Genomic DNA, 23,197 nt, shown 5'->3' with positions numbered 1-23,197 from the left:
ATAAGGGGATCAAAGCTCTTCGCCGGCGCCGAGGTCGAATTCCCGACTGCGCGCCTCGAACGCCACCTGGCCGGTGTCGCCTCGGTACACGAGGCGGTACCGGCCTCGTGGCGTCTCCGGCGGGACCCGCCACTCGATGCGCACCTTGGACAGCGTGGTGTCGTGCGGCGAGGGCAGCCGGGTCCAGCGCATCCGGGTCGACCAGTCGCCGTCGTCGGCGATCCGGTGCCAGTACAGGCCTTCGCGGCGCTGGATCTCGTAGTACGTGCCGCCGCGCCGGGGGTCGTGGAAGGGGTGCACGGCGGCGAACTCGACGGCGAGGGTCTTCTCGTCCCAGGCGAACGAGAGCTCCTCGCCGATGTCGACGGTCGGCGGGCGGCCGTCGGCGCGGGGCGGGGTCGGTTGGCGGCGGTGGCGCGCGGACAGGTCCGGCGCGGCTCGTCCCGGGGCGATCTGGCGGCCTTCGCGCATCGCCGTGGCCAGCCGCGCGGCGTTCTGTTGCAGCGCGGGCAGCTGCCAGCGGCCGAACAGCGTGCTGGCGCCTTCGTACATCTGGGCGTCGTACTCCTCGGGGGTGGTCACGTAGTGCCCGTAGGCGTTGGCGTAGCCCATGACGATGACGTGGTCCGGGTCCGTCCCCGACGCCTCGGCGACGGTGCGGCGCAGGCGCAGACCGGCGACGATCGTCACCTCGAAGGGCAGGCACAGCAGGTACAGCGATCCGATGCGCAGCAACTGGATCGGCAGGATCTCCTGGCCGAAGGGGACGATGCGATTCAGAAGGCTGATGGGGGCGGCGAGCGTCTTGGGAGCCTGGGTCTCGCGCAGCCGCCGCGCCAGGCGGTAGATGCCGTCGCGGGAGACGGTGTCCAGGAACGGGTTGATCTCGGGGTGGACGAACCGCCAGCCGGTCGGGCCGTCGGGCAGGGCGCCGGCGAAGGCGGTGGCGCCGGGGACCGCGTGCGAGGTCCGGTGCGGCAGTCCGTCGCCGGAGAAGCGCGGGCTGACGCGCACGTCCGCCATGTCGACGTGGACGAGCCGGTGGTCCAGGCCGCCGTCGAGGACTTCGGCGTTCTCCCTCCCCGCCAACAGCTTCGCCGCCGCTTCGTACTGGCGCGTGCCGATGATGCGGGTGTTCTCGAACTCGTCCTCGGTCGGTCCGCTGCCGGGGCGCAGGTTCAGGTTCGGCGACATGTCGCCAGCGTTGGTCTGCGCGAAGGCGGTGACCAAGGCGGGCTCGGCGTCCTCGGCAAGGTAGTCGAACCCTGAGACCTCGCGCTCCCAGTGGTAGGCGGCGTAACCCTTGTTGTCCGCGCTGACCAGGCGGTTCCGGTTGGTCATGCTGGTGTTGTGGACCGCGAACCAGTCGATGAGGGCGACCGGGAGGCCGTCGCGCTCGATGGTCAGCAGCGTCGTGGCGGGGTCGACCGCGTCCGGGAAGGCGGCCTTGTCAGCACTCGGATTCCGCTCGAAGGCACGGCGGGAGCGGTTGACGCTGGCGTCGTGCAGCTCGCCGCGGTTCAGGCGCAGCGTCGCGGGCCGCAGGTCGGCGATGGCGCGGCGGGCGGCTTCCACGATGCCGTCGACGATCGCGCGGAAGGTCTGCGGCCGGAAGCCGCCGGTGGTGCCGTTGTAGACGGCGTGGTGGGAGTAGCCGCCGGGACCGCAGTGCGTGTGGGTGGCGCTGATGACGACGTTCGCCTCGGTGTAGACGGCCGGCAGCCGGCGCAGGACGGCCTGCGTCACGCTGCTGAAGACCAGCGGCAGATCACAGATGACGAGCAGCATCCGGCGCTCGCCGTCGGCCAGCGCGAAGGCGCGGGCGCGCAGCCGGGTGTGCAGCCCGGCCGCCTGCTGCTCGGGGAGCCCGTAGCCGAGCAGTCCGCACTCGGCGATCTCTCCGGTGATGTCGGCGATGCCCCGTCCGGCCAGGTAGCCCATGCCGATCACGTAACGCGCACCCGATAACCGGTGTCAAGCACCACCGGGGTCTGAGACCATCGAGTCATGGCCGACGAGACCGCGACCGGCGTGAACGGACCCCTGACGGTCCGCTACAACGCCATGCCCTCGAGCAGCCACAGCGGCCGCCACCGCGCCGAGGCGGTGATCCCCGCCGCCGAGCTCACATGGCGCTTCTCCCGCTCGGCCGGACCCGGCGGCCAAGGCGTGAACACCACCGACAGCCGCGCCGAACTCTCCTTCGACCTCGCCGCCACCACCGCCCTCCCCCGCTGGCTCAAGGCCCGCGCCTTCGAACGCCTCGCCGGCCGCCTGGTCAACGGCATCCTGACGGTGACCTCCAGCGAGCAGCGCTCCCAGCTCCAGAACCGCGAAGCCGCCCGCGAACGCCTGGCGCGAGTCCTCGCCGAAGCCCTCGCCCCACCGCCCCCGCCCCGCCGGGAGAAGAAGGTCCCCGCAGGCGTCACCCGCCGCCGGCTGGACAACAAGAACCGGCGCGGACAGACGAAGCAGCTGCGGCGCCGGGTCGACGACTACTGAGGAACGGCTAGTAGTCGAGGCACATTGAGAGCGCCGACACAGTGCCGGCGCTGGATCACCCTGCGCTGGCGACTACTGAGAAACTGCTGGCGGCTGGCGTGAGCCGCGGAGCTGATTCGGCACTGCGACCATTGAAGAACCGGTGGCGGCTGGCGTGTGTGGGCTGCCGAGCTGAGCTGGCGCTGCGACCACTGGAGAACCGCTGGCGGCTGGCGTTTGAGGGGCGCGGAACTGAGCCGGCGCCGCGACCATTAAAGAACTGCGGGCGGCTGGCGTATGCGAGCTGCCGAGCCGATCCGGCACTGGCGACCACGGAACTGAACCGGCGCGAGCGAATGCCGACCTGATCTGGCCCGATCCGCTGATCCGTTCCGTCCCGAGTATCAGGGCGCCGGGTACTCCTCAGGGCGGGCGCAGGGCAGCCGATCCCCGAACCCGCGCGGTGCGCCTCGGCTACTCGGCCGCGGCGTCCTTGGTGGCGTCCTTCGCCTTCGGCTTCGTCTTCCCGGTCGCGCTCTTGGGCCCGTCCTGCTTGGGCACGTCGGCGACCGCTTCCGCCTTGCCGGCCGGGGTCGGGACCGGGGTCGGGGCGACGGCGGCCTCGGCGGCCAGGGCGGCGTCCTCGGCCTCGAAGTGGTCCTTGGCGCGGCCGAGCTGCTTGCCCATGTTCTTGAGCAGGGCCCACAGGGCTACGCCGAGGGCGAGCACGATCAGGAACGCGACCAGTCCCGGCTTCGTCTTGTCGAGGCTGCCGCTGCCGGCGAGCAGCGGCTGGGCGGGGGTGAGCAATCCGGACACAGCGTTCATGCCCCGCAGTCTACGAGCAGACTCCGGCGGGCTCGTGGACACCCTGCCCCGAGACCGCCTCGCGGGCCTTCTCGTACTCGCGCACGCCCGCGAACAGGTCGTCCTCGGGGAGTGTGGTGTCGATCACCGAGCGCGCCAGCTCGAAGTCCTCGGTCGGCCACACCGCGCGCCGGATGTCGTTCGGGGTGCGGAAGAACGGGCCGTCGGGGTCGATCTGGGTGGCGTGGGCCTTCAGCGCGGCGTCGCGGGTCTCGAAGTACTCCCCGACCGGCACGCGGGTGGTGATCTCCCGCTGCGGCCAGGTCTCGCGCTCCTTCAGGAGCTCCCAGTAGGGGGATTCCAGGCCGCGGTCCAGCATCTCCTGGTGCTCGGCCTCGATGCGCGCCACCGACCAGGCCACGTCGTAGTACAGCTTCAGCGGCTGCCACGGCTCGCCGGCGTCGGGGAACTTCTCCGGATCCCCGGCCGCCTCGAAGGCGGCGAGGGTGACCTTGTGGGTCATGATGTGGTCCGGGTGCGGGTAGCCGCCGTTCTCGTTGTAGGTCACGACCACCTGCGGGCGCTGCCGGCGCATCAGCCTGACCAGCGGTTCGGCGGCGGCCTCGACGTCCTGGACGGCGAAGCAGCCCTCCGGCAGCGGCGGCAGCGGGTCGCCCTGGGGCAGCCCGGAGTCGACGAAGCCCAGCCACTCCTGGCGCACGCCGAGGATGGCGCGGGCCGCGTCCATCTCCTTGCGCCGCACGTCGAGCAGGTTGGCCTCGATCTCGGCCTGGACCGCCGGGTCCTTCTTCAGCTGCGGGTTCAGGATGTCTCCCCGGGAGCCGTCGGTGCAGGTGACGACCAGCACGTCCACACCCTCGCGGATATACCGCACGCTGGTGGCCGCACCCTTGCTGGACTCGTCGTCCGGGTGCGCGTGGACGGTCATCAAGCGCAATTCGTGCGTCACGGTGTTCCTCCATCAGTAGCCGCCCGAATATACTGACGCACGGGTCCGACACTGCGCACATCCGAATCGCGCACCGTCCCGGGAAAGCCAGGTGAACCGCGGTGACGTCCGAGGTACAGGACGAGGTGGTCGCGCGCTACGCGCGCTCCTCCGGCCTGTCCAGGCGCACCCGGATCGGTCTGGCCGCCGCCGGGGTGCTCGCGCTGACCGGCGCGGTGTCCTACATCGGCCTGAAGCAGGCCACCCCCCCGCTGACCGCGACCGTCCTGGGCTACCAGGTGGCCTCCGACCACGCCGTCGACGTCCGGTTCCAAGTGGACAACCGGGACAGCGGCCGGACCGCCACCTGTACCGTCCGGGCCCGCGACTACGGCGGCAACGAGGTCGGGCGGCTCGCCGTCCCGGTCCCGGCCGGACCACGGACGCAGGAGCTCAGCGCGACCATCCGGACCAGCAGCAGGGCGATCAGCGGCGAAGTACTGGACTGCGAGCTCACCTAGCCCCGCGGTTCCATCGCCGAGTTAACCCCGCGTTATCCGTCCGTGCTCCTTGTTACGATCGCCATTCTGTGTCTGACTTAAAAGCGTGCGTGACTGAGCAGCACGGTCCCTCAATTGAGTAGAACCCTAGGAGTACCCCGTGACCCAGACGAACGACAGCGTCACCTGGCTGACCCAGGACGCCTACGACCGGCTCACCGCCGAGTTGCAGCAATTGTCGGGACCGGGCCGCGTCGAGATCGCGCAGAAGATCGAAGCCGCACGCGAGGAGGGCGACCTCCGCGAGAACGGCGGCTACCACGCGGCCAAGGAGGAGCAGGGCAAAATCGAGCTGCGGATCCGCCAGCTCACCCAGCTCCTGGAGCACGCCAAGGTCGGCGACTCGGTGGAGTCCGGCGTGGCGGTGCCCGGCGCGGTGGTGACCATCGCCTTCGACGGCGACGAGGACGACACGCTGACCTTCCTGCTCGGCTCGCGCGAGGACGCCGCCGACAACATGGAGGTCTACTCGGCGCAGTCCCCGCTGGGCGGTGCGATCAACGGCAAGAAGATCGGCGAGCAGGCCGAGTACGAGCTGCCGAACGGCAAGCCGATGATGGTCAAGCTGCTGGACGCCAAGCCGTACACGCGCTGAGGCGCCTACCGCGCACGTCAGCGGACGACGGCCCCCGCGTGAGGTTCACGCGGGGGCCGTTCGCTTTCTGTCTGCGGTGAGCCGGCTCAGCTGGGGCTCGACGAGGGGTGCGACGACGGCGAGGACGACGGCGAGGTCGTCCCCTGCGACGAACTCGTCGACGTCGGCGTGCCGGGCTGGCTGGAGCTCGAGGTCGAGCCGCTGTCCGTGGGCTGTCCCGAGCGGCTGCCGCTGGTCGCCGGGTCGGTCGCCGAACTCGACGACTCATCGCCCGACGTGTGGCCGGTCGGCGGGTAGGTGGTGTACGTGTGATGCGGAGCCGTGTGCCCGTAGACGCTGGTCGACGTGGGCAGCGGCTCGGTCGGCGGCACCGGGTCGCCGGTCGCGGTGCCCGCGGTCGGCACGTCGGTCTGCTGCGCCGGTCCCGGCGCCGGGGACCCGCCGTCCGGCGACTTCCCGGACGAGCTCATCGCCAGCGCCACGGACAGCCCGAGCATCGCCGGCACGGCGACCGCCGCGGTGATGAGCGCCTTGCGGCGCACCTCGGGCCGCAGACCCCGGCTACGGCCGCCCGCGCCGAAGCCGGTGGGCGCGCTCTGGTGGGAGTCGGCGCCGCGGCGGCGCACCGGCGGGTCGGCGGCGGCGTGGTGGGTCGGCGGACCCGCGTGGCGCCCTCCGCCGGAGTCGGTCATCGCGCTGGGGAGGTCGTAGACCCGGGTCCCGTCCGGGAAGTCGGCGGCGCGGCCGCCTCGGCCTCCGGCGTCGGGGATCGGGGCTATTCGCTCGTCGTAGACGCGGGTGGCGTCCGGGGGCATCGCGTTGAGCTGAGCGGTCTCGCCCAGGGCGTCGGCGTGACCGTACGAGGGCGGATATCCGTCCTCGTACTCGCCGTGGCCGTGCGGGCCGCCGAAGCCGGACGCGGCGCTCTCCCCGAACGCCGCGTCGCGACCGTACCGGCCGTCCTGGACGGCATCGCCGTATAAGCCCTCGGAGTACCCGGCGGCTGCCGCGTACCCGGCGCCCTCGCCCGCGGGCCGGCGGCGCCGGCGGCCACCGGAGTCGGTCAGCGTGTCCTCGTACCCGCTCGGGGTCCCGGCGTGGCCGCCGTAAGCGCCGCCCGCCCCGGGTGCGTCGGCCAGGTCCTCGCCGGCCTCCACGGGACCGTCCAGCACGTGCCGGACCGCCTCGGCCATCTCGGCGCCGTCGGCCCAGCGGTGCGCCGGGTCCTTCTCCAGCGCGTGCCACAGCACCTCGGCGGCGGGGGCGGAGACGTAGTCCGGCAACGGCGGCGGCGGCTCGTGCATGTGCATGTACATCACCGCGGCGGTGCTGGCGGCCTGGAAGGGCTGGCGGCCGGAGAGCAGTTCGTAGCCCAGGATGCCGACCGCGTAGACGTCGGCTGCCGGGGTCGGGGTCTCGGCGTGGAAAAGCTCGGGCGCCAGGTACGGCACGGTGCCCATCAGCGCGTCGGCGGCGGTCAGGCCCAGCGACTCCGGGGAGCGCGCGATGCCGAAGTCGGCGAGCACCACCCCGCCGGAGGTGAGCATCACGTTCGCCGGCTTCACGTCCCGGTGCACCACGCCGGTGCGGTGCACGGCGCCCAGCGCGTCCAGCAGCGAGGCCAGGACCTTCATCGCGAAGCGCGGTTCCAGCGCGCCGGTGCGCGCCAGCACCCGGTCCAGCGACTCGCCCTCGATGAACTCCATCACCAGGAAGGCCGCGCCCGGGGTGTCCGGATCGGTGGCGTCGGTGTAGCCGTAGTCGTACACCCGGACGATGCCGGGATGGTCCATCATCGCCATGACCCGGGCCTCGGCCACGAAGCGGGCCCGGAAGGTCGGGGTGTCCAGCAGCGCCGGCAGCACGATCTTCACCGCGACGGTCCGGCCGAGCACGAGGTCGCGGCTGCGCCACACCTCGCCCATCGAGCCGCCGCCGATGCGGTCGATCAACTCGTACCGGTCGTTCAGCACCTCGCCCGGTCTAGATCCTGCCATCGGTCCCCCCTGCTGCTGTGTGTTGCGCCCCCTTTCCCCAAGAATAAGACGCTTGAACATCCGGGTCGGTTGCCGATGTGCGCGATCAAGGTGCGAACGTGCTCGGTTTCACGCCGATACCGAGCGGTATTTGCGCACCGACATCGGGACGAACACCAGCAAAATGAGCAGCGACCAGAACAGCGAAACCCAGGGGGCGTGCGCGATCGGCCACGGCATCTTCGCGGTCGACACATAACCATCAGGGTTTCCCCACAGTGATCGCAACGCCTGCACGGTCGCCGAGACCGGATTCCAGTCCGCGACGTTCTGCAGCCACTGCGGCGACAGGGTCCGCGAGGGCACGAAGGCGTTCGACAGGAAGGTCAGCGGGAAGATCCAGATGAACCCGATGGTGTTCGCCGCCTCGACGGTCCGCACCGAGAGCCCGACGACCGCGCCGATCCAGCTCATCGCGTAGGCGAAGAGCATCAGCAGCAGGAACCCGGCCAGCGCCTTCAGGACCCCGTCGTGGATCCGCCAGCCCACGACCAGCCCGCAGATCGCCATCACCAGCAGCACGAACAGGTTCTGGATCCAGTCGGCGGTGGTCCGCCCGGCCAGCACCGCCGACCGCGAGATCGGCAGCGAGCGGAACCGGTCGATCAGACCCTTGTGCAGGTCGTCGGCCAGGCCCACGGAGGTGGTCGCGGCGGTGAAGGCCAGCGTCTGCACGAAGATGCCGGGCAGCAGGAATTCCCGGTAGGCGGTCGTACCCGCCGCGCCGGGCACCGGGATCGCGCCGCCGAAGACGAAGGCGAACAAGAGCACGAACATGATCGGCTGGATCGAGGAGAAGACCACCATCTCCGGGATCCGGGTCATCCGGCGCAGGTTGCGCAGGGTGACGACCCAGGCGTCGTGCAGCGCCGTGGCCGGGCCGTGCCCGCCGAGCGGGACTGCGGGGGCCAGACTGTCCGAGCTCATCGCGCCGCCTCCTGGGTCTGCTGGGCGCCGGCGCCCTCGTCGAACTCTTCGGCCGCCTGCTCCTCGTCCTCGGTGGAGCGGCCGGTCAACTGCAGGAACACGTCGTCCAGCGTGGGCCGGCGCAACGCCACGTCGTCGATCTTGATGCCCAGCCCGTCCAGCTCCCGGATCGCCTCGACCAGCAGCTGCGCCCCGCCGGAGACCGGCAGCAGGATCTCGCGCGTCGGCTCGTGCACCCGCGGCTCGCCCGTCCCCATCCGGCTGAGCAGCTCGACCGCCTCGGAGAGCCGGTCCCGGTCGGAGACCACGATCTGCAGCCGCTCCCCGCCGATCTGCGCCTTGAGCTGGTCGGCGGTCCCCCGCGCGATCACCTTGCCGTGGTCCACCACGGCGATCGAGTCAGCCAGCCGGTCGGCCTCCTCCAGGTACTGCGTGGTGAGCAGCAGGGTCGTCCCGCCCTTCACCAGCCCGGCGATCACGTCCCACATGGCGATGCGGGTCCGCGGGTCCAGCCCGGTGGTCGGCTCGTCCAGGAAGATCACCGGCGGCTTCACCACCAGCGCCGCGGCCAGGTCCAGCCGCCGCCGCATACCGCCGGAGTAGGTCTTGGACGGCCGGTCGGCGGCGTCGGTGAGCGCGAACTCCTCCAACAGCTCCCCGGCCCGTTTCGCGGCCGAGGACTTGCCCATGTGATAGAGCCGCCCGACCATGACCAGGTTCTCCCGCCCGGTCAGGTTCTCGTCGACCGCCGCGTACTGCCCGGACAACCCGATCGCCCGCCGCACCTCGTTGGGCTTGCCCAGGACGTCGATCCCGAGCACCCGCGCGGTCCCGGCATCCGGCTTGAGCAGGGTCGTCAGCACGCGCACGGCGGTGGTCTTGCCCGCGCCGTTCGGCCCGAGCAGCCCCAGGATGGTGCCCTCGGGCACCGCGAGATCCACGCCGTCCAGGGCGCGGACCTCCTTGCTCTTCTTGCCTCCGCCGTAGATCTTGACCAGACCCTCGGCCTCGATTGCTGCCATAGACCGACCGTAGAGGAGGGGTCCGACAGCCGGTGGGCGGATGATCACCGGTGGTAGGCCGAATGGATGAATTGCGGGTGGGTTCGCGGAGCGTCGGGTTGGCTGTCGGCGGGACCGCTGGGTATACCCGGCGGCGGTTGCGGAGCGCTCTGCCCTAGAACGACGTCGGCTCCGGCTGGTACCCCGCCGCCCGCAGCCGCGAGATCAGCGTCTCGGCGTGCGCGATGCCGCGCGTCTCCAGCTGGAGCGCCACCTCGACCTCGCCGAAGGCCAGCGAGGGCCGGGTCCACAGGTGCTCGATGTCCATCACGTTGGCGTCCGCCTCGCCGAGTTCGCTCAGGAGCTTCGCCAGCGCGCCGGGGCGGTCCGGGATGCGCAGGCGCAGGGCCAGGAAGCGGCCGGCGGCGACCAGGCCGTGGCGGATCATGCGCATCATCAGCAGCGGGTCGATGTTGCCGCCGGACAGGACGGCGACGACCGGGGCGTCGAAGGACCGCGCGTCGTCCATCACCGCCGCGACGGCGGCGGCGCCGGCCGGCTCGACCACGAGCTTGGCCCGCTCCAGCATCGCCAGCATGGCCTTGGACAGCGACTCCTCGGAGACCACGCGGATCTCGTCGACGTGCCGGGTGATGAGATCGAACGGCAGGTCGCCGGGACGCCCGACGGCGATCCCGTCCGCCATCGTCGCCATCCCGGCCAGCTGCACCGGCTTGCCGGCGGCTATCGAGGGCGGATACGCCGCGGCGCCGGCCGCCTGTACGCCGACCACCCGCACGTCCGGCCGGACCGCCTTCACCGCCGCGGCGACCCCGGCCAGCAGCCCGCCGCCGCCGACCGAGACCACGATGGTCCGCACCTCGGGGCACTGCTCCAGGATCTCCAGCCCGACCGTGCCCTGCCCGGCGATCACGTCGGGGTGGTCGAAGGGGTGGATGAAGGTGGCGCCGGTCTCGGCGGCGAAGGCCCGAGCGGCGATCAGCGCCTCGTCCACGGTGTGCCCGGCGAAACGCACGTGCGCGCCGTAGGCCTCGGTCGCGGCCACCTTCGGCAGCGGCGCGCGCTCGGGCATGAACACGGTCGACTTGCTGTCCAGCAGCGACGCCGCCAGCGCCACGCCCTGCGCGTGGTTGCCGGCGCTGGCCGCGACCACACCGTTGGCCCGCTCGGCCGCCGTCAGGTTCGAGATCCGCACATACGCCCCGCGGATCTTGAACGACCCGGTCCGCTGGAGGTTCTCGCACTTGAGGTGGACGTGTCCCCCGACCCGCTCCGAGATGCTCCGCGAGCCCTCCAGCGGGGTGCGCCGCGCGACGCCTTCCAGCAGGTCACGAGCCCGCTCGACGTCTTCCAAGGTCACAGTCGCAATTGACATGATCCCAGTTTGGCAGGTCACCGCGGGCCTCGTGCGCCGCCTCCGCAAACTACTTGCATGGCGCATGCATCCAGGTATATGCTTGCAGCAACCACATATCTCAGGAGACGAGAAGACCGATGACTGGCGACCAGCGGCGCGCCGAGCCTCTGAGCGACGAGGAGTACAGCGAGCTCGGCAAGAGCATGGGCATGCTCTTCCAGCGGATCATGCGGTCCCGCAAGGAACCGGAAGGCGGGCAGCTCGCCGCGCTGGGGATGCTCTCCCGCTGCGGACCGGTGCGCTCCAGCGACCTGGCCAAGGAGCTGTTCCTGGACCAGTCCACCGTGTCCCGCCACGTCGCCCACCTCGAGGCGGACGGCCTCGTGGAGAAAGTCGCAGACCCCTCCGACCGGCGCGCCACGCAGCTCCACCTGACCGAGCTCGGCCACAAGCACATCAAGGACTTCTGGCAGCAGCGCATCGACGCGATGCGCGAGGGCTTCGAGCACTGGGATCCGGAGGACCTGCGGACCCTGACCCGGCTGATGACCCGCTATGTCGAGGACTTCGCCGCCATCATCGCCAAGAACCAAGACGCTAAGAACGGCCCCACAACGGAAGACGGAAGCAAATAATGAGTGAAGCCACCACTGAACTCCCCGGGAAGATAGCGAGCCCTCAAGCGCCACAAGTCGCTGAGGGCTCCACCATGAGCCACAAGCAGATCCTGGTGGTCTTCGGCTCGTTGATGCTGGGCCTGCTCCTGGCCTCGCTGGACAACACGATCGTCAGCACGGCGATCCGCACGATCATCGGTGACATCGGCGGCCAGAACGGCCTCGCGCGCATGCCGTGGGTGACCACCGCCTACGTGCTGGCGTCCACCGCCGCGACCCCGATCTACGGCAAGCTCTCCGACCTGTTCGGCCGCAAGCCGTTGTACATGACGGCGATCGTGCTGTTCCTGACCGGCTCGGCACTGTCCGGCCTGTCGCAGAACCTGAACGAGCTCATCGCCTTCCGCGCGCTGCAGGGCCTGGGCGCCGGAGGCATCCTGGGCCTGACGTTCGCCATCGTCGGCGACGTGGTCCCGCCCCGCGAGCGCGGCAAGTACCAAGGTCTGTTCGGCGGCGTGTTCATGCTGGCGATGGTGGCCGGCCCGCTGCTCGGCGGCATCTTCACCGAGCACAACTCGATCATCGGCATCACCGGCTGGCGCTGGGTGTTCTACGTCAACCTGCCGATCGGCATCATCGCGCTGTTCGTCATCAGCGCCGTGCTGCACCTGCCCAAGCGGCGGGTGAAGGCGACCATCGACTACATCGGCGCGACGCTGGTCGTGGCCGGCGTGGTGTGCCTGCTGCTGGCGGCGCAGATGGGCGGCCAGCAGTACGCGTGGGGCTCCCCGGTCATCATCGGCCTGGCGATCGTCGGCGTGGTGGTCCTGGTGGGCTTCGTCTTGTGGGAGATCCGCACGCCCGAGCCGATCCTGCCGATGCGCCTGTTCCGCGGCGACGTGTTCCGCGTCTCGAGCATCATGGGCTTCCTCATCGGCATGGTCATGATGGGCGCGATGATGTACATCCCGTTCTACTTCCAGGTCGTGAACGGCGACAGCCCGACCAAGGCGGGCCTGCGGATGCTGCCGATGATGGTCGGCCTGCTGACCACCTCGATCAGCTCCGGCCGTCTGATCAGCCGGACCGGCCGCTACCGGTTCTTCCCGATCGCCGGCATCGCGGTGACCACCATCGGCCTCGGCCTGATGACCACCATGGACGAGAACACGACCTTCTTCACCGGCGCGCTGTTCATGTTCATCGTGGGCCTCGGCCTCGGCGCGACGATGCAGGTGCTGATCCTGGCCGTGCAGAACGCGGTGGAGATGAAGGACATGGGCGTGGCGACCACGTCCTCGACCTTCTTCCGCTCGCTGGGCCAGACCTTCGGCGCGGCGGTCATGGGCGCGATCCTGACCAACCAGCTCACCAGCCACCTGAAGACCAACGCCGGCCCGAGCCCGGCCATGGCGCCGGTCCGCGAGCACGGCATGGCGATCCTGCAGAGCGAGGGCGCGATGTCCAAGCTGCCGCAGCCCGTCCAGCACGTGCTGATCCACTCCTTCACGCAGGCGCTGTCGACGGTGTTCCTGTTCGGCGCCGCGCTCAGCCTGATCGCGTGGTTCGCCAGCTGGTTCCTGAAGGAGCACAAGCTGCGCTCGATGGCTCCCTCGGGCGCCGCGAAGCAGGGCTCCCCTGACGTGGAGGCACCGGCGCTGGCGCACTAGCGGTTCCTTTTGTTGGGCGCAGTATTTAGTGCGCACAACTAAGGACACTGCTGAAGAAGACAATGGCACGAACGCCGCAGCCGCTCGGGATTCCCGGGCGGCTGCGGCGTTTTGTTTGTGGTCGATGGTTCGCTGAGTCAATGGTTCGCTGAGTCAATGGTTCGCTGATCAGTCGACGCGATCCGCCGACCAATAGGCGTCACCGCGCAGGATCAGCGCCGCCGCACCGACCAGTCCGGCGTCCTGCCCCAGATCGGCCGGGACCACCTTCAGATTCTTGGTGAAGTCCAGCCGCGCATGCCGGTGGAGCGCGGCGCGCAAGGGCTCGAAGAGGAGCTCCCCCGCCTGCACGATGCCGCCGCCGATGGTCACCAACTCCAGGTCGCACATCGCCGCCGCCCCCGCGATCGCGATGCCGAGCCCGGTACCGGCGCGGGTGAAGGCGGCCTCGGCGATGCCGTCGCCGGCGCGGGCGTCGTCGGTGAGGTCCTTGCCGGTGCGGCTCTTCTCGCCGACGCGCCACCCCTGCGCCGCCGCCCACGCGGCCATACGCGGACCGCTCGCGACAGCTTCCAGGCAGCCGGTCCCACCGCACGCGCAAGGCGTTTCCTGGTCCACGATGACGTGCCCGATGTGCCCGGCGTTGCCCTTGGCGCCGTCGATGAGCCGATCGCCGAGGATCAGGCCGCCCCCGACGCCAGTGGAGACGACCATGCCGAGCATGTTCGCCACCCCGCGCCCGGCACCCTGCCAGTGCTCGGCGGCGGCCAGGCAGATGGCGTCATTGTGCAGCCGCACATCCCGCCGGAAGTCCGCCTCCAGCCGCCACCGCAACGGAAACCCGCGCCACCCGGGGATGTTCAACGGCGACACCTCCCCCGCAGGCCACCGCATCGGACCCCCGCACCCGACCCCCACCGCCCGAAACGCGCCGCGCTCGTAGGGCAGTTGGTCGACGGCGTCGAGCAGCGCGGCGTACAGCACCTCGCCGTCCGCCCCCGCCCCCACCGGCGTCGGCACCCGAAAGGAGGCCAGAACCTCCCCGCGCGCGTCGACCGCCCCGACCGCCATCTTCGTCCCGCCGACGTCGATCGCCAGCACCGGGCCGTCCCCGGAGGTGTCAGTCACGCTCATGCTGGACACCTTAGGCGGTCCTGTATCAGCTTCCAGAGAAGCCCTGCAGATACGTGACCTGCTGCCGCAGCGCCACCGCGGTCGAGTGACTGATCGACCCCTGATTCTCCAGCGAGGTGATGGTATGCGTGAGCGAAGCCAGCGCCTCGTTGTAGCCATTGGAGCCCACCACAGAGCCCCGCAGCTGGTTGACGATGGTGATGAGGGTGTTCTTCGTGCGGGTCTCGGTCACCTGGGTGGTGACGATCGTGGTGATCTGGGTGACCGACTGCTGCGGACTCGTAGGCACCGTGGACGGCGCGCCGTTGGTGGGGGCGGTGTTGGGTGCTGAGTTCGGTGCGCTGGGCGCGCCACCGGCGGCGGTCGAGCTGGTACCGGAGCCGGGAGTGGACGCGCCGACGGAGGGCACGGACGAGGCGCTGCCGCTCGGACCGGATGGCACGGCGGCACCGCTGCTGCTGGGTGCACCGGCGGTGGACGCGGTGTCGGTGGCGCTCGCGGTGGCTCTGGCACTCGCACCGGTGGGCAGCGAGGTGCTGCCGGCTATGACGGTGGTGGTCGTGTTCACCGACGGGCTCGCGGTGGTCGAGGAGCCATGTCCGTGGACGGCATAACCAATGCCAATGCCCAGCACGACGCCCAGCAGAACACCGCCGGATGCCAGAGCCCAGGGACGCGGCTTCGGAGACGCGGCAGCGGCATGTCCGCCAGATGCGGCGCCGCCGGAGCTGCCGCCGGCTGCCATACCAGCGGTCACCGAACCTGTTGCCGCCGCAGCTGTTGTGCCGCCTGCAGAACCTGTTGCCACACCAGCCGAAGCGATACCGCCGCTCGCCGCCGCACTCTCGGAACCAACCAGCTCCGCACCGATCAGCAAGCCAGCCGCACCACCCGCAACAGCACCGGTCGCGACAGCAGCCCCTCCAGTCCTCTGAGCAGGCAACTGCTGCGTCTCAGCACTGGCCGCCATCTCAGCAAGCGCCGCCGTGACCGCGATAGCACTCGCGGCCTCGATCGCAGCGGCCTGGTTCTCCTCAGCCGCAGCCCTGGCCTCAGCCCGAGCCGCCTCAACCTCCTCGGCATGCGCAGCAGCCGCCTCAGCAAGCGCCGCCGTCACCGCCACAGCGCTAGCAGCCTCGATCGCAGCGGCCTGGTTCGACTCGGCAGCAGCCCTCGCTTCAGCCCGAGCCGCCTCAACCTCTTCCGCGTGTGCGACGGCCACTTCAGCGAGCGCCGCCGTCACCGCGATAGCACTGGCAGCCTCGATCGCCGCAGCCTGGTCCGACTCGGCAGCAGCCCTCGCCTCAGCCCGAGCCGCCTCAACCTCTTCCGCGTGTGCAACCGCCGCTTCAGCAAGCGCCGCCGTCACCGCGATAGCACTGGCAGCCTCGATCGCCGCAGCCTGGTCCGACTCGGCAGCAGCCTTCGCCTCAGCCCGAGCCGCCTCAACCTCTTCCGCGTGTGCAACCGCCGCTTCAGCAAGCGCCGCCGTCACCGCGACAGCGCTCGCCGCCTCGATCGCCGCTGCCTGATTCGACTCGGCGGCCTCCGCGGCCTCAGCTCGCGCGGCCTCGACCTCCGCTGCGTGCGCGATGGCTGCCTCGGCGAGTGCCGCGGCGATTGCGCCTTCGAGTGCCGCTGCCTGGCCGGCTTCGGCGGTCTCGAGCTCGCTGCGGTAGCGTTCCTCAACCTCGGCTACTGCGGCTGCGACGGCTGCGGCCATGGCGACTTCGTCGGCCTCGGTGTGGCTTTCGGCGCGTATCGACAGCGACTCCGTGGTGTGCCGCTCTTCGAGGGCCGCCAGTTCTGCGCGGTGTCGTTTCTCGGTTTCGGCGATGGCCAGGGCGGTTGCGGCGCCGGCTGTGGCGTGCTCGGTGCGGGTTGAGGCGAGGGCTGCGGCGTGGCGTGCTTCGGCGGCCTCGAGTTCTGTGTGGTGCGCTGTTTCTGCTTCGGCCAGGGCTGCCGCTACGGCTGCTTCGGATGCTGCGGTGAGTGCTTGCTCGTTTGATGCGGCGTGGGCGGCTTCGAGTTCGGCGATTGCCTGGGCCACGGCTGCTGCGATGGCTGCTTCGGTCAGCTCTGCCGTCGCGGACTGCTGGTCGGCGAGGGCGGTGGCGACTGCTGCCTCACGCTCCGCCGCGTGCCGTTCCTCCGCTTCGGCGAGGGCGGTCGCGATCGCGGCTGCTGACGCCGTCGAGATCGCCTCGTCGGTCACCTGCGTGTGGGCCGTTTCGGCTTCCGCGAGGGCCATCGCTACTGCGGCTGCCGTTGCGGCCTCTGCCTCGGCGAGCGAGATCGTGCCCTTGCGTGCGGCGCCGGCCGTCGGGCTCACCGAGGGGGTCCACGCGCCCGAGTCCGCGTCCTCGACGCTGGAGCCGAGCGATTCCGACCGTGCCGCGGCCGCTTCCGCAGCCAGTGCCAGTGCCGCCTCGGCTGCCATCGCGCGCTCGACCACGATCGCCGGCTGCGCCAGTTCCGCGACGGGCTGCGCGCGCAGTGCCTCGACCACCTCGGCCATCGACGGCCGCGTGCCCGCCTCGTCCGACAGGCTCGCCGTGAAGGCCTCCGTCAACACCGAGCCGTCGCCGAAGTACTCCGTCAGGCGCGCGATAGCGATTTCGCGCCGGTACGCCAGCAGGACCGACATGTCGTACGCCGAGGCGGAGGCCGCACCAGCGACGACGAGGCCCGCTCCGGCAGCCAATTCCAGGCCCTGCTCACCGTGCCCGTGCCCGTGCGCATGCCCATGCTCGCCGCCATGCAGCGCAGCCTCACCGCGCGCACGCTCCATGTCCTCGCGGACGATCCCCCAGCCGAAGACTCCGACATAGAGCAGCCACGCCAGCCCGTACACGTCATCCGCAGCAGTAGCCGCCGCGCCGGCGAACCGCGCCGACGTCAGGAATCCGCTCGAGGCCTCCGCGGCGACCGCCGCCGACGCCGCCTCGCCGTCGAAGGCGAGGCCCAGCGCCAAGTCCAGGAAGATGTCGCGCTTGCCGCCGAACCACAGCGAGTCGGTGTGGAGCCAGCCGTGGACGAGCCCGGCGGCGTGGACGCCCTCGAAGACCTCGGCGACGTTCAGCGCCAGGACGCTGATCTCCGCGGAGGTCAGCGCGCCCTTCATCAGGCGTGCGGTGAGCGAGGAGCCCTTGTCCTGGTCGTAGACCGCGAACTCGATGTAGCTGTCGCTCTTGTGGATCAGTTTGTGGGAGTGGTTGTCGTGGTCGGTGACCACGCGGTCCTCGTGCGCGATGCGCTTCTGCCCCGCCTCGCGCACGATCGCGATCGACGGATGGTCGACGTGCCGCAGCGCCGCGACGGCGTTCTCCAGCCCGCCCGAAGCCGAGATCTGGATCCAGACGCGGCGCCGCCGCACCGAGTCGGAAGCGAGCCAGAGCTCGCCTATTCCGCGGTGCCACAGGCGCCGGGACAAGGTGTAGCGACCAGCGAGGACGATGCCCGCGGAGACTCCCGATATTCCTGCCACGGCGGCTAATTGTGCACAGAGTTCGACCCCTTGCACAGCGAGCGGACAGTCCCCCGAAGCGTATTTTCGTCTAGTCGCCCCGAGCGTTCACCAGACCGTCTCTCACCTGCGCTCCGTCGCTATCACGACGGCCACTCCGAGCACCACGATCAAGCCTCCGACAACCACCGCTGTGGTGATGGTCTCGCTCAGGAAGAGGGCCCCGAGTGCGACGGCTACAACAGGGTTCACATATGCGTATGTTGCGACAGTGGAAATCGGCGCGTTCTTCAACAGCCACACATAGGACGAGAACGCCACAAGTGATCCCGCGCCGACGAGATAAAGCGTCGCCCACACCGACGTGCCGGTGATCGCGCCGGGGTCGAAGTGCTCGCCGTGCAGCGCCGCCGCGATCGCGCAGCCGATGCCGCCGAACACCATCTGGTACGCCGACGCCACGAACACGTCCTTCGGCGGCGTCAGCCACGCCTTGGACGCCACCGACCCGAACGCCCAACTGACAGAGGCGATCAGCACGAGCACAACGCCCAGCACGTAGTTGTGCGCACCGCCGCCACCGGGCCGCATCAGCACCACGAGTCCGGCGAAGCCGATGAGCACGCCGACCAGCGTCTTCACGGTCGGCCGATCCTTCGCCACCGCACGCCAAACCACGATCCACAACGGCACGGACGCGACCAGGAGCGCGGACGTCCCAGACGGGATGTACTGCTCGGACAAGACCACGAAGCCGTTCCCGCCGAGCAGCAGCAGCGTGCCGATCAGTGCGGCCGAGGCGAGCTGGCCTCGCGTGACGCGCAGCGCCGAGGGCCCGCGACGAATCGCGAGGAAGGTGAGGAGCACCAAGCCGGCGAGGGTGAACCGCAGCGCCGCGGACGACAGCGGCGGGATGGACTCGATGGCGTAGCGGATCGCGAGGTAGGTGGAGCCCCAGACGAAGTAGACCGCGCCGAGGGCGACCCACGCCGTGGTCGTCATCTGCTGCGCGGCGGGCCGTTCGGGGGCATCGGCCGCGCCGTCCGGCACCGTGGGCCCGCGTTGTCCTTCTTCGGCGGCGATCGTCATACCCCTGATCCCTCCACGACCCTGACGTTGCGGTGCCAGCCTGCGGGATTCCGGGTGTCAGCGACAAGGGCCACTCAGCTGTGAGTGGCCCTTGATCGGTGCCGAATCCCGCCGGGTCAGGCGGTCGTTCGGAGGCGTGCTGACAAGGTCAGCCCAGCGCCCGCAGGAGGTCGGCCAGCAGGTCGTCGATCGACTCGATGCCGACCGAGAGCCGGATGAGGTCGTCCGGGACCTCCAGCGGCGAGCCGGCGGCGCTGGCGTGGGTCATCCGGCCGGGGTGCTCGATCAGCGACTCGACGCCGCCGAGCGACTCGCCGAGGATGAACAGCTCGGTGCGGCCGCACACGTCGACCGCCTCCTGCTCGCCGCCGGCCACCCGGAAGGAGACCATCCCGCCGAAACCGGCCATCTGCTTGGCGGCGACCTCGTGGCCGGGGTCGTCGGGCAGGCCCGGGTAGTGGACGGCGGTGACCTTCGGGTGCGCGGCCAGCGCCTCGGCGATGCGCTGCGCGTTGGAGCAGTGCCGGTCCATGCGCACCGCCAGGGTCTTGATGCCGCGCAGCACCAGCCAGGCGTCGAACGGGCCGGCGACGGCGCCCATCGCGTTCTGGTGGTAGGTCAGCTCCGCGCCGAGTTCCTCGTCGGACACCACCAGGGCGCCGCCGACCACGTCGGAGTGGCCGCCCATGTACTTGGTGGTGGAGTGCACGATCACGTCGGCGCCGAGCGCCAGCGGCTGCTGCAGGTAGGGCGTGGCGAACGTGTTGTCGACGACCAGCAGCGAGCCGGTCTCGTGCGCGACCCCGGCCAGCGCGGCGATGTCCGCGACGCCCAACAGCGGGTTGGAGGGGGTCTCGACCCAGATCGCCTTGGTCTTGCCCGGCACGACGGCGGCCCGCACGGCAGCCGGGTCCGCCATGTTGGCGGCGGTCCAGCCCAGACCCCACCGCGACAGGACCTTGGAGAACAGGCGGAAGGTGCCGCCGTAGGCGTCGGCCGGGATGACGACGTGGTCGCCGGGCACACACACGGTCCGCAGCAGGCAGTCCTCAGCGGCCAGACCCGAGGCGAAGGCGAGGCCGACACGGCCGCCCTCGATGGCGGCCAGACAGTCTTCCAGCGCCTTGCGGGTCGGATTGGCGCTGCGTGAGTACTCGTAGCCGCCCCGCAGGCCGCCGACTCCATCCTGTTTGTAGGTGGAGACCTGGTAGATCGGGGGGACGACGGCGCCGGTCAGCGGGTCCGGGTCCTGGCCGGCATGGATGGCCAGGGTCTCGAAGGCGGCGTTGGCGTGGGCGTCAGATGCGGACATGGGCTTAGGTTACGCGCTCGGGACTGGGCGGCCCGGTGTGGCGGGTGTGGTGCGCGGTGGCGCGGGCTGGGTGAGGGTGGTGGGAGTCCCCCTCAGCCATCGCCGCCATCAGAGCAGCGGCTTCACCCATCCGACGTACCCGCCGCCGCCGCAACACCCGCGTCCGCTGCCGCACGGCGAACATCAGCACCGCGGTACCCAGGATCAGCACCACCGCGAACATCACGAGCAGCGCCTGCCAGGAACCGGCCTCGCCGACCCCGCGGTGCTGCCCTGACGTGCCTATCTGCACCGGCGCGCTGGGAACGTAGGGCGCGGCGTCACCGCCCAGACCCGCCGGGAGGCGCAGGCCGATCGGCACTCCCGTGAGCAGCGAACCCATCGACGCCTCCCGTGTCCCGGTCGTATTACCTGAACAGGACAATACTGACCTTTACGGACACCGCACGCCGGGGCAGCTCCGGCAGGACAGGCCCGGGATCAGGCCGGATGATGGTGGGTGGCACGGTTTGGACTTCGTCAGGAGGTCGTTCGAGATGCCGATGTTCATGGATGTCCACCGCGGGATGACAGGAGTCACCGCGGAGCAGCTCGAGGCCGCGCATCAGGCGGACCTCGCCATTCAGGCCGAGGAGAACGTGCACTTCCAGCGCGCGTGGGCCGATCCCGATTCCGGTCACGTCTTCTGCCTCGCGGACGGTCCCTCGCGGGAGGCCGTGCAGCGGATCCACGAGCGGGCGGGGCATCCGGCCGACGAGATCTACGAGGTTCCGCTCGAGGCCTGAGGCCTGAGGCCTGGATTTGAAGTCTGAGGTCTAGATCAGGCAACCTTCCCAACCACCGGGCGTCATGCAGGTGACAGCTTGTTCGTTGGGGAGAGGAACGATGATGCGCTCACGCATCGCCACAGCCGCGGTCGCCGCGTCGTTGGTCGCGAGTCTGGCTGCTTGCAGCAGCAGCACGTCGAAGGGGGCGACGGATGGCACGCCGACCGCGGGCGGCACGTCGGCGAGCGTGACCGCGCCGAGCACCGCCGCGAGCACCGCGTCGGAGGCGCCGTCGACCGCGGCCGGCGCGTCGGACTCCTCGGACGCGGCGGACAGCGCTGCCGCCGCGCGGCTCGAGACGATGCGCGACAAGGTGGCGGCGGTGTTCGGGCAGGGCTTCACCGCGCCCGCGCCGCATCTCTCTCAGGTGACCCCCGACTCGAAGGAGCTCGCCGCCGACTTCGACAGTCCGGCGACGATGAAGGCTGTCTGGGGGACGGGAACGGCGGTCGGGCTGAAGCGCCCGATGAACTGCGGCATAGCGAAGTACGACGGCGTCGCCATCGGAGCGGTCCGAGCTTCTGGCAGCACGGCGACCGTGCCCGTCACCCTCTATGAAGGCGCCAAGGCCGGTGCCGCCGAGATCACCGTGACAGTGGACCCGGCCTCGGGGGTCATCAAGGGCCTGAAATGTGGCGGCGCACCGGAGGCGGCGGACTTCCCGGGTATCGCGCCGATCGCGGCGTACTACGGAGCCACGGCCTCCTTGAACCAATCAGTCCTCAACGACAAGACGAAGTCCTACTTCACTCCGGCGTTCGCCGCATGGAGTCCCGTCGCCATGAACTACAACGCGCTGACGTGCACGCAGGACGTCCCCGATTCCTGGATCGTCGCCCTGACCGGTACGACCTCCGCCTCCAGCGCGTGGAATTTCGAACCCGGACCCGTGACGACGCTCGCCGACCCTGCCAACCCAAGCGGGACCAGCGGGACCGGCTTCACCGCGTCGATGGCCGTCGACCTCGGTTCGGCCAAGATCTCCCGCATCACCTGCCAGGCGAACCCGCCGGTGGCCGACCCCGCACAACCGGGACAGTACGCGGCGAATCTGCTGGACTACTACCGCCGGGCCGCCGAACAAGCCTCGCTCGGTGTGGACCCCAAGGCTGCCATCCAGCCGTACTTCGTCTCCGACGCCGCCTTCACCGCGGCCTGGGGAAACAGCGGTGCCGTGCCTCTGCTGTGCGCGAAGACCCTTCCGGGCTCGGTCCAGCAGACAGAGGACACGACGCCGACCACCTCCGGCTCCCAGACGACGGTGAGCATGGCGACCTGGCCCGATTGGCACCCGGGCAACCCCGGTCAGGAACTGAGCACGTTCACCGTCACCCTCGACACGAAGACGCTGAAGATCTCCTCGGTCACCTGCGCCAAGTAACCGGGCTAGGTTTTCGCGCGCCGCCGCTCGGTTTCTGGCCCGCGGGCGTCCTAGCGTCCTAGACGGCGACTAGACGCGTACTAGAACAACGTCGGCGGTCCCACCGGCATCGGCTCGGCCAAAGCCTCCACCTCGGGGACCCGGCGTCGCACGTCCTCGTGGAAACGCCTGGCGAGCACCGGTGCGTCGGCGTTGTCCGGTGTGTGGATGAACACCGTCGGGGAGCGTCCTTCGCGCAGCCACTGCGCCGTGATGTCCGCCCATGGCTGCCAGCCCTGGGCGGTGAGTTCGGCGTCGTCGCGGCCGATGTAGCGCACGACGGGGAAGCGTGTCAGGGCTCGAGTACGGCGCGGCAGACGCGGCTTCTTGCTCCACGCCTCGCGTTCGGCGTCCGTGGTCGGCGGGGTTTCGTAGAGCACTGTCGTGTCGAAGGGGACCCACTCCGCGTCCGCCTCCGTCAGCAGTGCCTCCAGGTCCCGCTCGCCGCGCGAGCCGTCGAAGAAGGCGGGATGGCGCACCTCGACCGCGTAGCGGTAGCCCTTCGGGACCCGGCTGAGGAACGCCGCCAGCGTCGGGAGGTCCGTGGGACCGAAGCTCGCCGGGAGCTGGATCCACAGCGCGGCGTGCCGACCGAGCGGCTCGATCGCCGTGAAGAACGAGTGCAGGGCGCCGTCCGGGGCGAAGACCTCGGGGGCTAGGCGGCGTTCGTGCGTGACCGGCTTCGGGAGCTTGAGCAGGAAGCGGAAGTCCTCCGGAGCCTGCGCGGCCCACATCTCGACAGTGGCGCGGGAGGGCGTCGCGTAGAAGGTGGTGTTGCCTTCGACGGCGTTGCACCATGTCGCGTAGGCCGCGAGGCGTTCGCGCGGCGGCAGGGGATGCGGCAGGAGCCGTCCCTGCCAGCGCGCCAGCGTCCACATCGCACAACCGACGTGGAGTTTCATGGCGACGAGCCTAGCGAAAGCACCTC

At 70.3% G+C, this 23,197-nt stretch carries 21 protein-coding genes; 7 read left to right on the top strand and 14 right to left on the bottom strand.

Translation table 11 applies throughout. The features are described from left to right. Nucleotides 1–9 precede the first annotated feature (9 nt). Nucleotides 10–1,941: a neutral/alkaline non-lysosomal ceramidase N-terminal domain-containing protein gene (locus tag CACI_RS03335; protein ID WP_012784904.1), complete on the bottom strand. Its 1,932-nt coding sequence runs from the start codon at nt 1,939–1,941 to the stop codon at nt 10–12. 66 nt (nt 1,942–2,007) lie between these two features. Here CACI_RS03335 and arfB point away from each other — a divergent pair, with 66 nt between their 5' ends. Continuing rightward, nucleotides 2,008–2,502 carry an alternative ribosome rescue aminoacyl-tRNA hydrolase ArfB gene (gene arfB, locus CACI_RS03330; protein ID WP_012784903.1) on the top strand — a complete coding sequence of 165 codons (495 nt, stop codon included), beginning with the start codon at nt 2,008–2,010 and terminating at the stop codon, nt 2,500–2,502. 453 nt (nt 2,503–2,955) lie between these two features. On the opposite strand, the gene CACI_RS03325 is transcribed toward arfB, so the two are convergent. Next, entirely contained in the window at nt 2,956–3,309 is a 354-nt protein-coding gene (locus CACI_RS03325) for a hypothetical protein (protein ID WP_012784902.1), read from the bottom strand. A 10-nt stretch (nt 3,310–3,319) separates the two neighbouring features. Then, nucleotides 3,320–4,258 carry a mycothiol conjugate amidase Mca gene (gene mca, locus CACI_RS03320; RefSeq protein WP_012784901.1) on the bottom strand — a complete coding sequence of 313 codons (939 nt, stop codon included), beginning with the start codon at nt 4,256–4,258 and terminating at the stop codon, nt 3,320–3,322. Between the two features lie 101 nt (nt 4,259–4,359). On the opposite strand from mca, the gene CACI_RS03315 reads away from it, so the two are divergent. Both CACI_RS03315 and greA read left to right on the top strand, forming a co-directional pair. Then, nucleotides 4,360–4,758 (top strand): DUF4307 domain-containing protein, encoded by a 399-nt coding sequence (locus CACI_RS03315; RefSeq protein WP_012784900.1) that lies wholly within the window; start codon nt 4,360–4,362, stop codon nt 4,756–4,758. Nucleotides 4,759–4,897: 139 nt separating this feature from the next. Beyond that, the gene (gene greA, locus CACI_RS03310; protein WP_012784899.1) at nt 4,898–5,392 is read left to right on the top strand and encodes a transcription elongation factor GreA; all 495 of its coding nucleotides are present in this window, start codon (nt 4,898–4,900) and stop codon (nt 5,390–5,392) included. 86 nt (nt 5,393–5,478) lie between these two features. Here the strand turns inward: greA and CACI_RS45000 are convergent, their stop codons facing one another. From CACI_RS45000 to ilvA, 4 genes are all read right to left on the bottom strand, one after another. Then, nucleotides 5,479–7,389 (bottom strand): serine/threonine-protein kinase, encoded by a 1,911-nt coding sequence (locus tag CACI_RS45000; RefSeq protein WP_012784898.1) that lies wholly within the window; start codon nt 7,387–7,389, stop codon nt 5,479–5,481. 108 nt (nt 7,390–7,497) lie between these two features. Further along, a complete protein-coding gene (locus CACI_RS03300) occupies nt 7,498–8,355 on the bottom strand; it encodes an ABC transporter permease (RefSeq protein WP_012784897.1) in 858 nt (285 codons plus the stop codon). Then, complete coding sequence (locus tag CACI_RS03295; protein WP_012784896.1) at nt 8,352–9,377, bottom strand: daunorubicin resistance protein DrrA family ABC transporter ATP-binding protein; 1,026 nt, start codon at nt 9,375–9,377, stop codon at nt 8,352–8,354. The genes CACI_RS03300 and CACI_RS03295 overlap by 4 nt, the downstream gene beginning before the upstream one ends. Nucleotides 9,378–9,531: 154 nt before the next feature. Further along, entirely contained in the window at nt 9,532–10,752 is a 1,221-nt protein-coding gene (gene ilvA, locus CACI_RS03290; RefSeq protein WP_049871455.1) for a threonine ammonia-lyase, read from the bottom strand. A 119-nt stretch (nt 10,753–10,871) separates the two neighbouring features. Between ilvA and CACI_RS44995 the strand changes: the two genes are divergently transcribed. Then, on the top strand, nt 10,872–11,369 hold the full coding sequence (locus CACI_RS44995; RefSeq protein ID WP_012784894.1) for a MarR family winged helix-turn-helix transcriptional regulator: 498 nt from the start codon (nt 10,872–10,874) through the stop codon (nt 11,367–11,369). Then, nucleotides 11,369–13,021 (top strand): MDR family MFS transporter, encoded by a 1,653-nt coding sequence (locus CACI_RS03280; RefSeq protein WP_083795495.1) that lies wholly within the window; start codon nt 11,369–11,371, stop codon nt 13,019–13,021. The genes CACI_RS44995 and CACI_RS03280 overlap by 1 nt, the downstream gene beginning before the upstream one ends. A gap of 168 nt (nt 13,022–13,189) precedes the next feature. On the opposite strand, the gene CACI_RS03275 is transcribed toward CACI_RS03280, so the two are convergent. The 5 genes from CACI_RS03275 to CACI_RS03255 all read right to left on the bottom strand — a co-directional run bounded on the left by CACI_RS03275 (nt 13,190) and on the right by CACI_RS03255 (nt 20,404). Beyond that, nucleotides 13,190–14,155, bottom strand: coding sequence for an ROK family protein (locus tag CACI_RS03275; protein ID WP_012784892.1), 966 nt, complete (start codon nt 14,153–14,155; stop codon nt 13,190–13,192). Nucleotides 14,156–14,180: 25 nt separating this feature from the next. Beyond that, nucleotides 14,181–17,642, bottom strand: a complete 3,462-nt coding sequence (locus CACI_RS50940; protein ID WP_012784891.1) for a serine/threonine-protein kinase — start codon at nt 17,640–17,642, stop codon at nt 14,181–14,183. Nucleotides 17,643–17,744: 102 nt separating this feature from the next. Then, nucleotides 17,745–18,710 (bottom strand): EamA family transporter, encoded by a 966-nt coding sequence (locus CACI_RS03265; protein WP_012784890.1) that lies wholly within the window; start codon nt 18,708–18,710, stop codon nt 17,745–17,747. A gap of 148 nt (nt 18,711–18,858) precedes the next feature. Continuing rightward, the gene (locus tag CACI_RS03260) at nt 18,859–20,022 is read right to left on the bottom strand and encodes a cystathionine gamma-synthase (protein ID WP_012784889.1); all 1,164 of its coding nucleotides are present in this window, start codon (nt 20,020–20,022) and stop codon (nt 18,859–18,861) included. Nucleotides 20,023–20,026: 4 nt separating this feature from the next. Next, nucleotides 20,027–20,404, bottom strand: coding sequence for a hypothetical protein (locus CACI_RS03255; RefSeq protein ID WP_012784888.1), 378 nt, complete (start codon nt 20,402–20,404; stop codon nt 20,027–20,029). Between the two features lie 154 nt (nt 20,405–20,558). On the opposite strand from CACI_RS03255, the gene CACI_RS03250 reads away from it, so the two are divergent. Continuing rightward, nucleotides 20,559–20,807 (top strand): SCO4226 family nickel-binding protein, encoded by a 249-nt coding sequence (locus CACI_RS03250; protein ID WP_012784887.1) that lies wholly within the window; start codon nt 20,559–20,561, stop codon nt 20,805–20,807. Nucleotides 20,808–20,837: 30 nt separating this feature from the next. Here CACI_RS03250 and CACI_RS03245 read toward each other — a convergent pair whose 3' ends face one another. Then, on the bottom strand, nt 20,838–21,161 hold the full coding sequence (locus CACI_RS03245) for a hypothetical protein (RefSeq protein WP_041540024.1): 324 nt from the start codon (nt 21,159–21,161) through the stop codon (nt 20,838–20,840). Between CACI_RS03245 and CACI_RS03240 the strand changes: the two genes are divergently transcribed. Further along, the gene (locus tag CACI_RS03240) at nt 21,151–22,230 is read left to right on the top strand and encodes a hypothetical protein (RefSeq protein WP_143765133.1); all 1,080 of its coding nucleotides are present in this window, start codon (nt 21,151–21,153) and stop codon (nt 22,228–22,230) included. The two genes, CACI_RS03245 and CACI_RS03240, sit on opposite strands and share 11 nt — an antisense overlap. Before the next feature lie 80 nt (nt 22,231–22,310). On the opposite strand, the gene CACI_RS03235 is transcribed toward CACI_RS03240, so the two are convergent. Further along, nucleotides 22,311–23,171, bottom strand: a complete 861-nt coding sequence (locus tag CACI_RS03235) for a DUF72 domain-containing protein (protein ID WP_012784885.1) — start codon at nt 23,169–23,171, stop codon at nt 22,311–22,313. Nucleotides 23,172–23,197 lie beyond the last annotated feature (26 nt).

Source organism: Catenulispora acidiphila DSM 44928, from assembly GCF_000024025.1.
GTDB classification, from domain to species: Bacteria; Actinomycetota; Actinomycetes; order Streptomycetales; family Catenulisporaceae; genus Catenulispora; species Catenulispora acidiphila.
Note: the sequence above shows the minus strand (reverse complement) of the source record. Positions and strands in the feature narration are given on the sequence as shown.

Bases quoted from the DNA above. Each gene is read 5' to 3' on its own strand.
- CACI_RS03335 (WP_012784904.1), bottom strand. From the start codon at position 1,941: ATGGGCTACCTGGCCGGACGGGGCATCGCCGACATCACCGGAGAGATC.
- arfB (WP_012784903.1), top strand. From the start codon at position 2,008: ATGGCCGACGAGACCGCGACCGGCGTGAACGGACCCCTGACGGTCCGC.
- CACI_RS03325 (WP_012784902.1), bottom strand. From the start codon at position 3,309: ATGAACGCTGTGTCCGGATTGCTCACCCCCGCCCAGCCGCTGCTCGCC.
- CACI_RS45000 (WP_012784898.1), bottom strand. From the start codon at position 7,389: ATGGCAGGATCTAGACCGGGCGAGGTGCTGAACGACCGGTACGAGTTG.
- CACI_RS03300 (WP_012784897.1), bottom strand. From the start codon at position 8,355: ATGAGCTCGGACAGTCTGGCCCCCGCAGTCCCGCTCGGCGGGCACGGC.
- CACI_RS03295 (WP_012784896.1), bottom strand. From the start codon at position 9,377: ATGGCAGCAATCGAGGCCGAGGGTCTGGTCAAGATCTACGGCGGAGGC.
- ilvA (WP_049871455.1), bottom strand. From the start codon at position 10,752: ATGTCAATTGCGACTGTGACCTTGGAAGACGTCGAGCGGGCTCGTGAC.
- CACI_RS44995 (WP_012784894.1), top strand. From the start codon at position 10,872: ATGACTGGCGACCAGCGGCGCGCCGAGCCTCTGAGCGACGAGGAGTAC.
- CACI_RS03280 (WP_083795495.1), top strand. From the start codon at position 11,369: ATGAGTGAAGCCACCACTGAACTCCCCGGGAAGATAGCGAGCCCTCAA.
- CACI_RS03275 (WP_012784892.1), bottom strand. From the start codon at position 14,155: ATGAGCGTGACTGACACCTCCGGGGACGGCCCGGTGCTGGCGATCGAC.
- CACI_RS03265 (WP_012784890.1), bottom strand. From the start codon at position 18,710: ATGACGATCGCCGCCGAAGAAGGACAACGCGGGCCCACGGTGCCGGAC.
- CACI_RS03260 (WP_012784889.1), bottom strand. From the start codon at position 20,022: ATGTCCGCATCTGACGCCCACGCCAACGCCGCCTTCGAGACCCTGGCC.
- CACI_RS03255 (WP_012784888.1), bottom strand. From the start codon at position 20,404: ATGGGTTCGCTGCTCACGGGAGTGCCGATCGGCCTGCGCCTCCCGGCG.
- CACI_RS03250 (WP_012784887.1), top strand. From the start codon at position 20,559: ATGCCGATGTTCATGGATGTCCACCGCGGGATGACAGGAGTCACCGCG.
- CACI_RS03240 (WP_143765133.1), top strand. From the start codon at position 21,151: ATGCGCGACAAGGTGGCGGCGGTGTTCGGGCAGGGCTTCACCGCGCCC.
- CACI_RS03235 (WP_012784885.1), bottom strand. From the start codon at position 23,171: ATGAAACTCCACGTCGGTTGTGCGATGTGGACGCTGGCGCGCTGGCAG.